Source organism: Microbacterium sp. ARD31 (assembly GCF_031844425.1).
The window spans coordinates 1-14,025 of sequence record NZ_JAUZVE010000066.1 but is presented as its reverse complement, the minus strand read 5'-3'; the positions used below and the strand labels follow the sequence as shown (position 1 = coordinate 14,025).

The 14,025-nt window shown below is 73.4% G+C and carries 13 protein-coding genes and 1 pseudogene; 7 read left to right on the top strand and 7 right to left on the bottom strand.

What is annotated here, in order from left to right; genetic code table 11:
• Positions 1 to 13 precede the first annotated feature (13 nt).
• From Q9S36_RS46875 to Q9S36_RS46860, 4 genes are read left to right on the top strand one after another with little or no spacing between them, the layout of a single operon-like run.
• Positions 14 to 484, top strand: a complete 471-nt coding sequence (locus tag Q9S36_RS46875; protein ID WP_311291593.1) for a 2Fe-2S iron-sulfur cluster-binding protein — start codon at positions 14 to 16, stop codon at positions 482 to 484.
• Positions 481 to 2,955, top strand: a complete 2,475-nt coding sequence (locus Q9S36_RS46870; RefSeq protein WP_311291592.1) for a xanthine dehydrogenase family protein molybdopterin-binding subunit — start codon at positions 481 to 483, stop codon at positions 2,953 to 2,955. The genes Q9S36_RS46875 and Q9S36_RS46870 overlap by 4 nt, the downstream gene beginning before the upstream one ends.
• Complete coding sequence (locus tag Q9S36_RS46865) at positions 2,952 to 3,803, top strand: xanthine dehydrogenase family protein subunit M (RefSeq protein ID WP_311291591.1); 852 nt, start codon at positions 2,952 to 2,954, stop codon at positions 3,801 to 3,803. Before Q9S36_RS46870 ends, Q9S36_RS46865 begins: the two co-directional genes overlap by 4 nt.
• Complete coding sequence (locus Q9S36_RS46860; protein ID WP_311291590.1) at positions 3,804 to 4,514, top strand: SRPBCC family protein; 711 nt, start codon at positions 3,804 to 3,806, stop codon at positions 4,512 to 4,514.
• A gap of 11 nt (positions 4,515 to 4,525) precedes the next feature.
• Here the strand turns inward: Q9S36_RS46860 and Q9S36_RS46855 are convergent, their stop codons facing one another.
• Positions 4,526 to 5,137, bottom strand: a complete 612-nt coding sequence (locus Q9S36_RS46855; RefSeq protein WP_396653978.1) for an alpha-ketoglutarate-dependent dioxygenase AlkB — start codon at positions 5,135 to 5,137, stop codon at positions 4,526 to 4,528.
• A 119-nt stretch (positions 5,138 to 5,256) separates the two neighbouring features.
• On the opposite strand from Q9S36_RS46855, the gene Q9S36_RS46850 reads away from it, so the two are divergent.
• Positions 5,257 to 5,979 carry a GntR family transcriptional regulator gene (locus Q9S36_RS46850; RefSeq protein WP_311291589.1) on the top strand — a complete coding sequence of 241 codons (723 nt, stop codon included), beginning with the start codon at positions 5,257 to 5,259 and terminating at the stop codon, positions 5,977 to 5,979.
• Positions 5,980 to 5,991: 12 nt separating this feature from the next.
• Here the strand turns inward: Q9S36_RS46850 and Q9S36_RS46845 are convergent, their stop codons facing one another.
• The 6 genes from Q9S36_RS46845 to Q9S36_RS46820 all read right to left on the bottom strand — a co-directional run bounded on the left by Q9S36_RS46845 (position 5,992) and on the right by Q9S36_RS46820 (position 12,732).
• Positions 5,992 to 6,573, bottom strand: coding sequence for a hypothetical protein (locus Q9S36_RS46845; protein ID WP_311291588.1), 582 nt, complete (start codon positions 6,571 to 6,573; stop codon positions 5,992 to 5,994).
• Positions 6,570 to 7,454, bottom strand: a complete 885-nt coding sequence (locus tag Q9S36_RS46840; protein WP_311291587.1) for an oxygenase MpaB family protein — start codon at positions 7,452 to 7,454, stop codon at positions 6,570 to 6,572. The genes Q9S36_RS46845 and Q9S36_RS46840 overlap by 4 nt, the downstream gene beginning before the upstream one ends.
• A 90-nt stretch (positions 7,455 to 7,544) precedes the next feature.
• On the bottom strand, positions 7,545 to 8,207 hold the full coding sequence (locus Q9S36_RS46835; protein ID WP_311291586.1) for an alpha/beta hydrolase: 663 nt from the start codon (positions 8,205 to 8,207) through the stop codon (positions 7,545 to 7,547).
• Between the two features lie 40 nt (positions 8,208 to 8,247).
• The gene (locus Q9S36_RS46830; protein WP_311291585.1) at positions 8,248 to 9,894 is read right to left on the bottom strand and encodes a DNA repair helicase XPB; all 1,647 of its coding nucleotides are present in this window, start codon (positions 9,892 to 9,894) and stop codon (positions 8,248 to 8,250) included.
• Positions 9,891 to 10,415: a CGNR zinc finger domain-containing protein gene (locus Q9S36_RS46825; protein ID WP_311291584.1), complete on the bottom strand. Its 525-nt coding sequence runs from the start codon at positions 10,413 to 10,415 to the stop codon at positions 9,891 to 9,893. The genes Q9S36_RS46830 and Q9S36_RS46825 overlap by 4 nt, the downstream gene beginning before the upstream one ends.
• Before the next feature lie 49 nt (positions 10,416 to 10,464).
• The gene (locus Q9S36_RS46820; RefSeq protein ID WP_311291583.1) at positions 10,465 to 12,732 is read right to left on the bottom strand and encodes a helicase C-terminal domain-containing protein; all 2,268 of its coding nucleotides are present in this window, start codon (positions 12,730 to 12,732) and stop codon (positions 10,465 to 10,467) included.
• 72 nt (positions 12,733 to 12,804) lie between these two features.
• On the opposite strand from Q9S36_RS46820, the gene Q9S36_RS46815 reads away from it, so the two are divergent.
• Together Q9S36_RS46815 and Q9S36_RS46810 are read left to right on the top strand one after the other, a co-directional pair.
• Complete coding sequence (locus Q9S36_RS46815; RefSeq protein WP_311291582.1) at positions 12,805 to 13,620, top strand: protein phosphatase 2C domain-containing protein; 816 nt, start codon at positions 12,805 to 12,807, stop codon at positions 13,618 to 13,620.
• Positions 13,617 to 14,025, top strand: a pseudogene (locus Q9S36_RS46810) (hypothetical protein); the annotation flags it as partial. The gene Q9S36_RS46815 and the pseudogene Q9S36_RS46810, both read left to right, overlap by 4 nt.

Below are 14,025 nucleotides of genomic sequence, written 5' to 3'. Positions count from 1 at the left end.
CCGGAGGCGCCACATGACGAAGATCGAACTCACCGTCGACGGGGCCGCGGTCTCCGACGACGTCGAGCCGCGGATGCTGCTGGTGCAGTACCTCCGCGAGAAGCTCGGCAAGACCGGCACCGTGATTGGCTGCGACACCTCGAACTGCGGGGCGTGCACCGTGCACCTCGACGGGACGAGCGTGAAGTCCTGCAACGTCCTCGCCGTGCAGGCCAACGGCCGCACGGTGACCACGATCGAGGGCCTCGCCGACACCGCCGAGGGTGAGCTGCACCCGGTCCAGGAGGCCTTCCGGGAGTGCCACGGCCTCCAGTGCGGCTTCTGCACGCCGGGCATGATCATGCAGGCCGTCGACCTGCTCGCGGAGAACCCGGACCCGACCGAGGAGGAGGTCCGCCTCGGCATGGAGGGCAACCTCTGCCGCTGCACCGGCTACCACAACATCGTCAAGAGCGTGCTCCACGCGGCGGGGGGTGCGAAGTGACCGCCACCCAGGACCGCCCGGCCGACGAGGCGAACAAGGAGATCGGCAAGGACCGCCGCCGCAAGGAGGACCAGCGCCTGATCACCGGCCGCACGCGCTGGACCGACAACATCACCCTCCCGGGCATGCTCCACCTCGCGATGGTGCGCAGCCCCTTCGCCCACGCCACCATCGCCTCGATCGACACCGCGGCCGCGAAGGCGTCGCCCAACGTGGTCGCGGTGCTGACCGGCAAGGACTTCGGTGAGGAGCTCGGCGTCAACATCAACGCCTGGCCGATCACCCCCGACCAGAAGACGCCCGGCCACTCACCGATGCCCGCCGAGCGGGTCGCCTTCGCCGGCGAGGTCGTCGCCGTGGTGGTCGCCCGCAGCGCCGCCGAGGCGCGCGACGCCGCCGAGCTGGTCGACGTCGACTACGACGAGCTGCCGGCCGTCATCGGCATCAAGAAGGCGCTCGAGGACACCGTCCTGGCGCACCCCGACCTCGGCACCAACAAGTCCGCGCTCTGGGTCTTCGACTCCGCCGAGGCCGGCACCGGCACTGACGTCGAGGCGGCCATCGAGCAGGCCCGCTCCGACGGCATCCTCATCGAGCGCGAGTTCCGCCAGCAGCGCCTGATCCCGGCGTTCATGGAGCCGCGCAGCGTCGTCGTCGACCCGACCGGGGAGCAGATCACCATGTGGTCGGCCACGCAGATCCCGCACATCCTGCGATTCGCGCTCGCCGCGACCACTGGCGTCCCCGAGTCGAAGATCCGGGTCATCGCGCCCGACGTCGGCGGCGGGTTCGGTGGCAAGCTGCAGACCACGCCGGAGGAATGGATCGCCTGGGCCGTGGCCCGGCGGCTCGGCAAGCCGGTCAAGTACACCGAGACCCGCAGCGAGAGCCTGATGTCGGCCCACCACGGCCGCGACCAGGTCCAGACGCTCACGCTGGCGGCCGACAAGGACGGCAACGTCACCGGCTTCAAGGTGCACCTCGACGCCGACCTCGGTGCCTACGTCGCCATCGTGGGTGGGGGTGTGCCGGTGCTCGGCGCCTTCATGTTCAACGCCATCTACAAGTTCCCCGCCTACCGCTTCGAGTGCCAGACCGTCCTGACCAACAGCACCTGGACCGATGCCTACCGCGGCGCCGGGCGGCCCGAGGCGACCTACGCCGTCGAGCGGATGATGGACGAGCTCGCCGCCGAGGTCGGGGTCGACCCCCTCGAGATCCGCGAGCGCAACTGGATCACCCACGAGGAGTTCCCCTTCACCACCGTCGCCGGTCTCGAGTACGACACCGGCAACTACGAGGCCGCCACCGCGAAGGCCAAGGAGTCCTTCGGCTACGACGCCCTGCGCGCCGAGCAGAGGGAGCGCCGCGAGCGCGGCGACCGGGTCCAGCTCGGCATCGGCGTCTCGACCTTCACCGAGATGTGCGGCCTCGCCCCCAGCCGGGTCCTCGGCAGCCTCGACTACGGTGCCGGCGGCTGGGAGCACGCGAGCGTGCGGATGACCCCGCTCGGCAAGGTCGAGGTGGTCACCGGAGCCAGCGCCCACGGCCAGGGCCACGAGACGGCGTTCAGCCAGATCGTCGCCGAGCGGCTCGGCGTGCCGTTCGAGGACGTCGAGGTGCTCCACGGCGACACCCAGGTCGCCCCGAAGGGCCTCGACACCTACGGCTCGCGATCGCTCGTCGTCGGCGGCGAGGCGCTCGTCCGGGCGGTCGACAAGGTCGTCGACAAGGCCAAGGTGCTCGCCGCGCACCTGCTCGAGGCCAGCGAGGACGACCTCGAGTACGCCGGTGGCAGGTTCAGCGTCCGTGGCACCGACCAGGGCGTCGCCATCCAGGAGCTCGCCACGGCGACGTTCGCCGGGCACGACTACCCCGAGGGGATGGAGCTCAACCTCGACGCCGACGCCACCTACGACCCGGTGAACTTCAACTACCCCCACGGCACGCACCTGTGCGCCATGGAGGTCGACACCGAGACCGGCGCGGTGAAGATGCGCAAGTACACCTGCTGCGACGACATCGGCACGATCATCAACCCGTTGATCGTCGCCGGCCAGGTCCACGGCGGCCTCGTGCAGGGCATCGCGCAGGCGCTCTGGGAGGAGGCCGTGCACGACGAGTCCGGCACGCTCGTGAGCGGCTCGTTCGTCGACTACCTGCTGCCGACGACGGCCGACACGATCTCCTTCGACGTCGTGCACACCGACGACCCGAGCATCTGCACCACCAACACGCTCGGCACCAAGGGCGTGGGCGAGGCCGGCACCATCGCCTCGACGCCGGCGGTCGTCAACGCGGTCGTCGACGCCGTACGCCACCTGGGGGTCAGCGACATCCAGATGCCCTGCACGCCGGAGCGCGTGTGGCGGGCCATCCATGCCGACGACGGCGACGCGGCGACGCCCGCGGATGCCATGCCCCACTTCCAGGAAGGCGCCCTCAACCAGGACGAAGGAGCGGGCCAGTGATCCCGGTGCAGTTCGACTACCTCGCCCCGACGTCGGTCGAGGAGGCGCTCGCCGCGCTCGGCGAGCACGGCGACGACGCGAAGATCATGGCCGGCGGGCAGAGCCTGCTGCCGGTCCTGCGGATGCGGCTCAACGCCCCCGAGGTGCTCATCGACCTCGGCGGCATCGCGTCGTTGCGCGGCATCCGCGACGACGGGGACGCGATCGTGATCGGCGCGATGACCACGCACCACGACGTGCGCGACCACGCCCTCGTGAAGGAGCACGCGCTGCTGATCTCCAAGGCCGCGGCCGAGGTGGCCGACTCGCAGATCCGGCACCGCGGCACCTTCGGCGGTGCCCTCGCGCACGCCGACCCGGCGGGCGACCTCGGCGCCCCGGCGCTCGCCCTCGGCGCGCAGTTCGTCATCGCTGGCGCGGGCGGCACCCGGACGGTCGAGGCGGCGGACTTCTTCGTCGACCTGTTCGAGACCGCGATCGGCGACGACGAGATCCTGACCGAGGTGCGGATCCCCAAGCACACCGGCTGGGGCGCCCACTACGAGAAGTTCGTGCGGGTGGCCCACCAGTGGCCGATCGTCGCCGTGGCCGCCACGGTCAAGGGCTCGATCGACGAGGCGAGGGTCGGCCTCACCAACATGGGCTCGACGCCGCTGCGGGCGACCGCGACGGAGCAGGCTCTCGCCGGCGCGAGCGCGACGGAGGACGGCGTACGCGCTGCAGCCGACCTCGCCGCCGAGGGCACGCACCCGCCCTCGGACCTCAACGGCGCCGCGGACTACCGCCAGCACCTCGCCCGCGTCCTGACGCGTCGCGCGGTCCTCGAGGCTGCGGGGGCGGGGGAGTAGATGGAGCTGAGCCACTCCTTCACCGTCCCGATCGGGGTCGAGGAGACCTGGGCGCACTTCAACGACATCGCCTCCGTGGCCGAGTGCTTCCCCGGCGCCCAGGTCACCGAGGCCGACGCCGACTCCTTCGCGGGGTCGGTGAAGGTCAAGCTGGGCCCGATCGCGCTGCAGTACAACGGCAGCGGCACCTTCGTGGAGAAGGACCACGAGGCGCACCGCTTCGTCGTGGACGCCAAGGGCAAGGACAAGCGCGGCAACGGTACGGCGGGGGCGAAGGTGACGGTGTCGATGACCGACTCCGGCGGCTCCACCGACGTCGCCGTCGAGACCGACCTCGCCATCACCGGCAAGCCGGCGCAGTTCGGCCGCGGCGTGATGCAGGACGTCTCCGACAAGCTCCTCGGCCAGTTCGTGACCTGCCTGGAGCAGCGGCTCGCCGCACCCGACGAGCCGTTGGGCGGTGAGTCGGCCGATGCGTCCCCCGCGCCCCTGGCGGCGGACTCACCGCCACCCGGGCCGGACGGCGCCGCGGCGCCACCGCCGCCGCCACCTCCTCCGCCGCCACCCCCGCCACCACCTCCGCCGCAGCAGACGGAGGCGCTCGACCTGGGGAGCGCGGTGCTCCCCGTGCTGGCGCGGTCCTACTGGAAGCAGGCGCTCGCGGCGGTCGTCGGCGTGGTGCTGTTGCGCCGGCTGCTCCGGCGAGGGTGACGGGGCCGGTCTCAGAACACGTGGGCCGGCCGGAACTGCACCGACAGGCGCGGCCCCGAGTGGGCCACCTTGGGCACGGCGTGCTCCCAGGTGCGCTGGCACGAGCCGCCCATGACGACCAGGTCGCCGTGGCCCATCGTCAGCGCGATCGACGTGCCGCCGCCACGCGGGCGGAGCAGGAGCCGGCGCGGGTCGCCGACGCTGACGATGGCGACCATCGTGTCCTGGGTCCGGCCGCGCCCGATGGTGTCACCGTGCCAGGCGACGGAGTCGCGACCGTCGCGGTAGTAGCAGCACCCGGCCGTGACGAACGGCTCGCCGAGCTCGGGGAGGTAGTGGGCGGTGAGCTCCTCGCGCGCCTGCGTGAGCGCGGGGTGCGGCAGGGCCTCGCCGGCGAGGTAGGTGTGCAGCAGGCGCGGGACGTCGACCACGCTGTCGTACATCTCGCGGCGCTCGGCGCGCCAGGGGACCCGCTCGACGAGCGCGGCGAACACCTCGTCGGGGTCGGCCAGCCAGCTGCGCTGGACGTCCACCCAGGCCCCGTGGGTGAGCTCGCGGCGCTCCGGAGCCAGCACCGTGGCGGCGACGTCGGGGTCCGCGAAGAGGGACGTCTGGAAGTCCACGGGACCCATGGTACACCGGATGTCGAACACCCGTTCGAACATTAAGAATTCGTCAAGGGATGACCACAGGCTCCGTCAATTCAGTGACGCCGGTCCAGCCCAGTCCTAGCCTGTCTGCCATGGAACCTGTGGACCTCGTCGTCCCGCGTCAGCGGGCGCTGAAGCACGTCCAGGTCCGCGAACACGTCCGCGGTCTCATCGAAGCACAGCCGCCCGGCTCCGCCGCCCCGTCCGAGCGCGAGCTCGTCGCACGCTTCGGCGTGGCCCGGATGACCGTACGCCAGGCGCTCGACGCCCTGGTCGCCGAGGGTCTCCTCGAGCGGATCCCCGGCCGGGGCACCTTCGTCGCCCAGCCGCCCAAGACGGCGGGACGCCTCACCTCCTTCACCGAGGAGATCCGCCGCCGCGGCATGCTGCCCGAGTCGCAGACGCTGCTGGCCCGGGTCGAGCAGGCCGGGCCCGGCGTGGCCCGCGCCCTCGACATCTCGCCCGGCGACCCCGTGCTGCACTGGCGCCGGCTGCGCCGTGCCGACCAGGAGGTCGTGTGCGTCGAGGACGCCTACCTCAACGAGGTGCTGCTCCCGGGCTTCCTCCAGCACGGCACCCCCACCAGCCTCTACGAAGCCCTCGCCTCGCGCGGGCTGCGGCCCACCGCGGTCGAGGACTCCATCGCCGCCGACCGCGCCAGCGCGGAGGAGGCGGCCGTCCTCGAGATCGCCGAGGGCGACCCGGTCCTGCGCCACTCGCGCCGGGCGGTCTCCGACGGCCGCATCGTCGAGGTCTCCCGCACCTGCTACCGCCACGACCGCTTCACCGTCTACCTCCAGCTCGCCGACCGCTGACCGGTTCCCGGGTCAGGCGCCGGACAGCTCCGCGATCTCGCGCTCGAGGTTGGCCCGCGCCCGCTCCTCCCACAGCTCGCGAGCGCGGGCGGAGTGGAAGAGCGACGGCCTCGCCGTGAGGTCGCGCAGCACCGCGAGCCGCCCGGCCCGGAAGTCCGCGTCGGCGACGTGGGCGAAGTCGGCGCGCACCCCGGCGACGTAGTCCGCGTAGCGCTCGGGGTCGGCGGCCAGGATGGCGAGGTCGGCGTCGCTGAGCGCACAGCCTGTGGGGTCGTCGGCGGCGGGCCGGTGGTGGACGGTCATCCGCACCAGCCGCGCCACCTCGTCGGCGTACGCCGCCGGGAGCGCGCGCTCGGCCCACTGTGCCGACCGCTCCTCGTCGTCGTCCGCGCCGTCGTAGACCGCGTCGTGGAACCACGCGGCCAGCGCGACGGTCGTCGGGTCGACGCCCAGCTCCTCGAGGCGCTCGAGCACCTCATGCAGGTGGGTGAGGTCGTGGTAGCCGTCGCGGTCCCACGCGGACAGGAGCTCGTCGCGGAGGTCATGGTGGTCGGGCAGCGGCCAGCGGTCCGCCAGATCCGTCTGCAGGCTCACGTCCGCGCGTCCTGCAGCGCCCGGGCCTGGGCATGGCCGGAGGCCATCGCCCAGCGGATCGCGCCGGTCGACATCCTGCCGAGCGCCCGGCCGACCGTCCGGTCGAGCGCGGCGTCGAGGACGGGCGGGTGCGGAAGGCCGAGCTCGCGGCGCGCGGACTCCGGGGTCAGCGACACGGCGGCCCCGACGAGCGCGAGGTAGGCCGGCCGCGCCGCGATCGGCAGGTCGGGGTGCCACACGAGGAAGCGGATGGCGTCGCGGGCGGCGTCGGTGCCGCGCAGCTCGGGTGCGTACGCCGCCAGCGTGGCGCGCAGCTCGTGCTCCGTCCGCGGCGGGTCGAGGACGCCCAGGTGACCGGCTGCGACGGAGGTCTGGGCGACGTACTCGTCGCGCTCGGCGCCGACCAGGGGCCGGTGGCCGAACCGGTCGTGCGCGAGCAGGAAGCTGTGGATCTCGGCGGCGTGCACCCAGCCGAGGAGGTGAGGGTCCGACGCCGCGTAGGGCGTCCCGTCGGGCATCGTGCCCGTCACGGACTCGTGCGCGCGCTGGACGGCGCGGATGACCTGGAGCGCGTCGCGCTCGGTGCCGAAGGTCGTCATGGCGATGTAGGTCGACACCTGCGCCAGTCGGCCCCACATGTCGCCGCGGTAGCCGGAGTGGTCGGCCACGCCCTGCATGGCCGCCGGGTGCAAGGACTGCAGCATGATCGCGCGGATCCCGCCGACGAACATCGACGCGTCGCCGTGGACCCGGCAGATCGGCGCGCCCGGCTCGAACCACCGCGGGCCCGTGGTGCCGTGCACGCGATGGCGCTGCCGCGGCCCGTCCGGACCGGCCACCTTGCGAAACAGCTCGGAGCCGATGCGGTCGCGGATGCTCACGCTGCCGAGCGTAGCCACAGCCCGGTCACGCTCTGCCCGATCGTGGAAGATCCGTGCCACAGGGTGACCCGGACCTACCACGGTCAGCCGTCAGGTGCCCCACAGCTCATCGAGCAGGGGCAGGATCCGGGGATCGCGGTGGACGCCGTGACCCGCCCCGGGCAGCTCGACGGTGTCTGCCCCGAGCGTGGCGAGCGCCTCGGCCGTCCCGTCGTACAGCGGGCTCCAGCCGCCGGTGACCACGAGCGTCCGCACCGGGAGTCCGCTGTCGGGGTCGATCCCCGTCTCCCACGGGGGTCGCAGCCGTCGCAGCCGGGCGACCTCGCGCTCGAGCACGTCGTCGGGGAGCTGCAGCGGCTCCGACCCCATCGCCGCTGCGAAGAGATCGGAGAACTCGCGCGCCGAGATCGAGGGGTCGCCGGCCACGGCGTAGACCGGCTCCATCGCGACGATGTGCTCCTCGACCGCCGGGCGACCGCGGGCGAGGTCGAAGCACGCCGGCTCGCACAGCGCGAGGGACCTCACCAGGTCCGGACGCCGCTGGGCCGCGAGGACGCCCGCGCAGGCGCCGTACGACGACGCCACCACGTGGCCGCAGCCCCGCTGGGACAGCGTGTCGACGATCGTCGCGGCGTCACGCTCCGGGTCGTCGCCCTCGGCCGTCCTGTCGAGGAAGACCCACTCCGGTCGCGGCTCGGGCCCGTGCAGCGGCCAGCCCTCTGCGCCGGCCCGCCCGGCACCGTGCAGGAACACGACCGGTCGTGGTCCCCCGGGTTCGCGCGCCACGGACCGCTCAGGCCTCGGCGGGCAGGTCGCCGGCGTCGATGATGCGGTAGGCGTAGCCCTGCTCGGCGAGGAAGCGCTGGCGGTTCTGCGCGAAGTCGGCGTCGACGGTGTCGCGCGAGACGATCGTGTAGAAGTGCGCGCTGCGTCCCTCGGTCTTGGGTCGCAGCAGCCGGCCGAGGCGCTGGGCCTCCTCCTGGCGCGAGCCGAACGAGCCGCTGACCTGGATGGCCACCTCGGCCGAGGGCAGGTCGATGGAGAAGTTGGCGACCTTGCTGACCACGAGCAGCCCGACCTCGCCGGAGCGGAAGGCGTTGAAGAGCCGCTGCCGCTCCTTGACCGTCGTCTCGCCCTTGATGACGGGGGCGTCGAGCATCTCGCCGATCTCGTCGAGCTGGTCGATGTACTGCCCGATGACCAGCGTCGGCTGCCCGGCGTGCTGCTTCACCAGGTCGCGCACGACGTCGATCTTGGCGTGCGTGCAGGACGCGAGCCGGTAACGGGTGTCGGGGTCGCTGGTGGCGTACGCCAGTCGCTCGCCGTCGGGCAGGGTCACCCGCACCTCGACGCAGTCGGCGGGCGCGATGTAGCCCTGGGCCTCGATGTCCTTCCACGGCGCGTCGTAGCGCTTGGGCCCGATGAGCGAGAACACCTCGCCCTCGCGACCGTCCTCGCGGACCAGGGTGGCGGTCAGGCCGAGGCGGCGGCGGGCCTGGAGGTCGGCGGTCATCCGGAAGATCGGTGCCGGCAGCAGGTGCACCTCGTCGTACACGATGAGGCCCCAGTCGCGAGCGTCGAGGAGCTCGAGGTGCGGGTAGACGCCCTTCCGCTTCGTCGTCAGCACCTGGTAGGTCGCGATGGTGACGGGCCGGATCTCCTTGACCGCGCCGGAGTACTCGCCGATCTCGTCAGGGGTCAGCGACGTGCGGGCGACGAGCTCGTCCTTCCACTGCCGCGCGCTCACCGTGTTGGTGACGAGGATCAGCGTCGTCGCGCGAGCGTGGGCCATCGAGGCGGCGCCGACGATCGTCTTGCCGGCCCCGCACGGCAGCACGACCACGCCGGACCCGCCGTCCCAGAAGGACTCGGCGGCCTCGCGCTGGTAGGGGCGCAGGGTCCAGCCGTCCTCGGCGAGGTCGATCGCGTGGGCCTCGCCGTCGACGTAGCCCGCGAAGTCCTCGGCCGGCCAGCCGAGCTTGAGCAGCGCCTGCTTGAGGTTGCCGCGCTCGCTGGGGTGCACGGCGACGGTGTCGTCGTCGAGCCGCGCGCCGACCATGCCGGCGATCTTCTTCGCGCGCAGCACCTCCTCGAGGACCGGGCGGTCGGTCGAGGAGAGGACCAGGCCGTGGACCGGGTGCTTCTCGAGCCGGAGCCGGCCGTAGCGGCCCATCGTCTCGGCGACGTCGACCAGCAGCGCGTGCGGGACGGCGTACCGGCTCCAGGTGAGCAGCGCGTCGACGACCTGCTCGGCGTCGTGCCCGGCAGCACGGGCGTTCCAGAGGCCGAGGGGCGTGAGGCGGTAGGTGTGGATGTGCTCCGGGGAGCGCTCGAGCTCCGCGAACGGCGCGATGGCCTTGCGGGCCTCGGGGGCGGAGGGGTGGTCGACCTCGAGCAGGAGGGTCTTGTCGGACTGGACGATCAGCGGCCCGTCGTTCACCGGGCCGCCGCCTTCTGCCGCGCCCGGAAGGCCGCCACGTTGGCGCGCGAGGAGCAGCGGTCGGAGCAGTAGCGCCGCGACTGGTTCGGCGAGGTGTCCACGAACACGTTCTCGCACCGCGGCTCGGAGCAGATCCCCAGCCGCGTCGCACCGAGGTCGCACACGAGGTTGGCCAGGCCCATCAGCGCCTCGGCGACGAGCAGCTCGGCCACCGACGAGGCGCGGTTGGTGACGTGCATGTGGAGGTTGTCGGGGTCGTGGTCGGAGATCATCGGCGTCACCGGGTGCCGGGCGAGCAGGTCGTTGAGCGAGCTCACCACGAGCCGTACGTCGTCGACGTCGGAGGCCTCGAAGACCGGTCGGAGCTCGGCCTGGAAGGCCTGCAGCGACGTCACGTCGCCTGCCGCGAGCGAGCGGTGCAGCCACGAGCGGTCCGCGAGGTGCTCGCGCACGGCGTCCTCGTCGGGCAGCTCGGCGTTCACGAGCGCGGCGGCCCGCTCGGCGTAACGGATGAAGTCCACAGACCCATCCTACGGAGATGCCCCTTACCGACGGGACCCTCCGCGGCGCTCAGGCCTGGCGCACCCCGGTGATCCGGTGCACGGCGAACTCCCGGACGTCGTCCGCGCGGTGGTCGTACGCCGACAGCCGCCCGCCGTCGAGCCGTCGCGGCTCGACGACGCGCTCGCCGGTGGCGCCGTGGTTGTCGACGTAGCCGATGACCACCGTGGTGCCGCCCTCGATGGCCTCGCGGAGCGCCGCCAGTGCGCCGGACGGCGTGGTGGTGGCGGTCGTGGGTGGGCGCGAGGACTCGGCCCGGTCGCCCGCACGGATCGCCGTCGCGACCGCCTGCACCTGCGCCGCCAGGCGGGCCTCGACCGCACCCGCGGGGCGGCGCCCGCGACGGCCGCGGGCGCGCTGCAGGTCGGGTCGGCTCACCCGGACCGTGCCGTCGGCCGCCTCGACCACGGGCGCGGCGCCGAGCTCGCGCAGCCGCGGCAGGAGGACGTCGAGCGGTGAGGTGGCGATCGCGACCGTGGGGGCGAGCAGCCGCAGGCCGAGGGTGCGCGCGCGCGGGTCGTGGACCAGCGCGGCCAGCGCCGCCTCGTCGTCGGCGCGCAGGAACGCCTCGGCGTGGCCGACGCGCACCGAGCCGAACGTCCGGGCCACGTCGTCGACGAGGAACTCGAGGGGCTGGGGGACCGGGGTCTGCGAGACCGAGGTGAGGAAGTCGCGCACCTCGAGCGCGGACCAGCCGGCGTCGAAGCCGCGGCGCAGCGAGCCCGAGGTGAAGCGGTAGACCGTGGCGCCGCCGCGCGACTCGACGTCGGCGAGCAGGTGCAGGCGGCGTGCCACCTCGGTCTCGAGCGGGCCGGGTGCGACGGCGGTCAGGTCGGCCTGGAGCAGCACCTTCTCGACCGGGTGCGGGAGGTGGGGGTCGATCGCGGCGGCGGCGCCGGGCAGGTCGCCCGCGGCCACCAGGCGACCGCTGGGCGGCAGCCCGCCGGCCCCGCTGACGCCCAGCACCGCGGCCTCCGACAGCGCGGCCGCGACGAGGTCGGTGAAGATCGTGGGGCGCCGCGGGCGCAGCCAGCCCACCCGCTGCACCAGCGATGGGATGCCGGTCCCGGCCGCGAGCACCTCGCCCTCGGGCACCTCGGCGAGCACGGCCAGGGCGAGTCGCCGCGCCTCCTCGGCGAGCCCGCTCGAGAGCTCGGGGGCCAGGGCGTTCCACGTCTTGCCGGCCGGGTCGCGCCGGCCGATGAGCGACGGCACGCGGCTGCTGGCCAGCCAGCCGCCGACCAGCCGCGCCCACCGCTCCGCGATCGGGCGGCCCGACCAGACGTCGAACTCGTCGGTCGGCAGCCAGGCGGGGGAGCCGTCGGGCTCGGTGCCCTCGGCGACGAGGCCGGCCGCCATCGCCACCTCGACGATCAGCGCGGCGCCCGGCTCGTCGACGTGCAGCTCGCGGGCCACCGCCTTGAGGTCGCGCACCGCGAGCCCGCCGCTGCGCAGCACGCTCGGCGGCTCGACCCCCCAGTGGTCCAGCAGCAGCTCCACGCGTCGTACGACGTCGAAGGCGGCACCCGCCGCCGTCCGGGCCACCAGGGCGGTGTCGCGCGCCGACGTGGCCAGGGCCGGCACGTCGTCGACCGGCTCGGTGGTCGTGCGACCGCCGCGCAGCGCGAGACCGACCTCGCCCGGCAGGACCACCGAGTCGCCCTCGCGGGGCACCAGCAGCCGTCGGCTGATCAGCTCCTCGGCCGGCGACCTGGCGTCGGCGGGGGAGACCGTGCGCCGTGCCGAGCCGGTCGTGCCCTCGCCGCCGTGGGCGTCGACGTGGCGGAGCAGGGCGGCCGCCGCGGGGCTCAGCTCGGCGAGGCGAGCCGTGATCTCAGCGGGGGCCGCGGGGTCGGGGCTGCTGGGCCGCAGGCCGCTGACCACGCCCGGCATGCCGCGCATCGCGTCGGCGACGCCGCTGAGCGCGCGGATGCCGCCGGGTGCCTCCCAGGCCAGGGTCAGGTCGAGCAGCCGCTGGAGGGCGGCCGCGGTCCGCGCGGGGTCGGCGTGGACGATCGAGATCACCCCGTCGGGGGTGGTTTGACCTGCAACCAGAAGGGCATCAAGGACGGAAAGCTCGAGGCGGTCCAGGCCGTCGAGGGCGCGGTGCAGAGACGAACGCGTGGCGGCCCGGGAGGCCAGCTGCGACGAATCCTGAGGGGCGGGCGTGGCGAGATCGGGACGGGCCCTCAGCAATGCCACCAGGCGCTCGTCGGGCCAGGCCCGGAGCTGCTCGGCGAGGGTGCGCGCGGGTGTCGCCCGCCCTGAACTGGACATCCCTCTTACGCTACTCGCCGGACCGGCACCGCCGCCGGGCCTCTGGACAGCGGGCATCGAAGAGGGCAGCGCATGAAGAACGTCGACCTGCACCACGGCGCGGCGAGCGACGTCGGCCTGGTGCGCAAGGTCAACGAGGACTCCTACCTCGTGGCACCTCCGGTCTTCGTCGTCGCCGACGGCATGGGCGGCCACTCCGGCGGCGACGTCGCCAGCCAGATGGTGGTCGAGGAGTTCCAGCGCCTCGCCGAGTCCTACGACCCCGCGCGCGGCGCCGAGCAGGTCGCCGACGCGTTCGGCCGTGCGCAGGCGCGGATCATCGACTACGGCGACGCGCACCGCGCGATCAGCCCGGGCTGGCACGCCGGCACGACCGCCGTCGTCGCGGTGCTCGTCGACGACGACGGCGTGACGAAGTGGCTGCTGGCCAACCTCGGCGACTCGCGCATCTACCGGATCACCGACGGCCGCCTCGAGCAGGTGAGCGTCGACCACTCGGTGGTCCAGGAGCTCATCGACGCCGGCGCGATCACCGCCGAGGAGGCCGCGGTCCACCCCGAGCGCCACGTCATCACCCGTGCGCTCGGCAGCCCCGAGGGCATCCACCCCGACTTCTTCCTGCTGCCCCTCGGCTCGGTCGAGCGCCTGCTGCTGTGCAGCGACGGCGTCACCGGGATGATCGAGGACAAGGAGATCGAGGAGATCCTCGAGTCGGTGGCCGACCCGCGTGACGCGGCCGACCGGCTGGTCCGGGCAGCAGTGGCGGCCGGCGGCCGCGACAACGCGACGGCGGTCGTCGTCGATGTGGTGGGATTGGTGAAGGACGCCAGTTACGACTCCCAGCGCCAGCTGGAGAGTCTCGAATCGAAGCTTGGGGGACGACAGTGAGCGCAGACGCCAGGTTCGCGGCCGGTGACTGGTACGCCGTCGTCGGCGAGCAGGTGACCGTGCTGCTCCCCCCGGAGCACCGCGACCGCGTCGCCGGACTGTGGGACCTCGCCGACTCGGGCGCAGCCGCCGACGAGGTGCTCGACGCCCTGCTCGCGGGCGGCCTCTCCTCCCTCGACCACTTCGCGCTCGTCGCGCGCGGCGACGACACCACGCGGGTGATCGTGCGCGGCGCGGCCACCGCGACCGTCTCCGCGGCTGCCGGCGACGAGGTCGTCACCGCAGCGGTCGGCACCGCCTGGGCCGAGCGCCTGGTCCCCGGCGCGACCTCGGTCCGGGTGACCCTCTCCGGCGACGAGGAGACCCAGCACGCCCTCACGCCGGGCCTGGCCCGCGTCTCGGTGG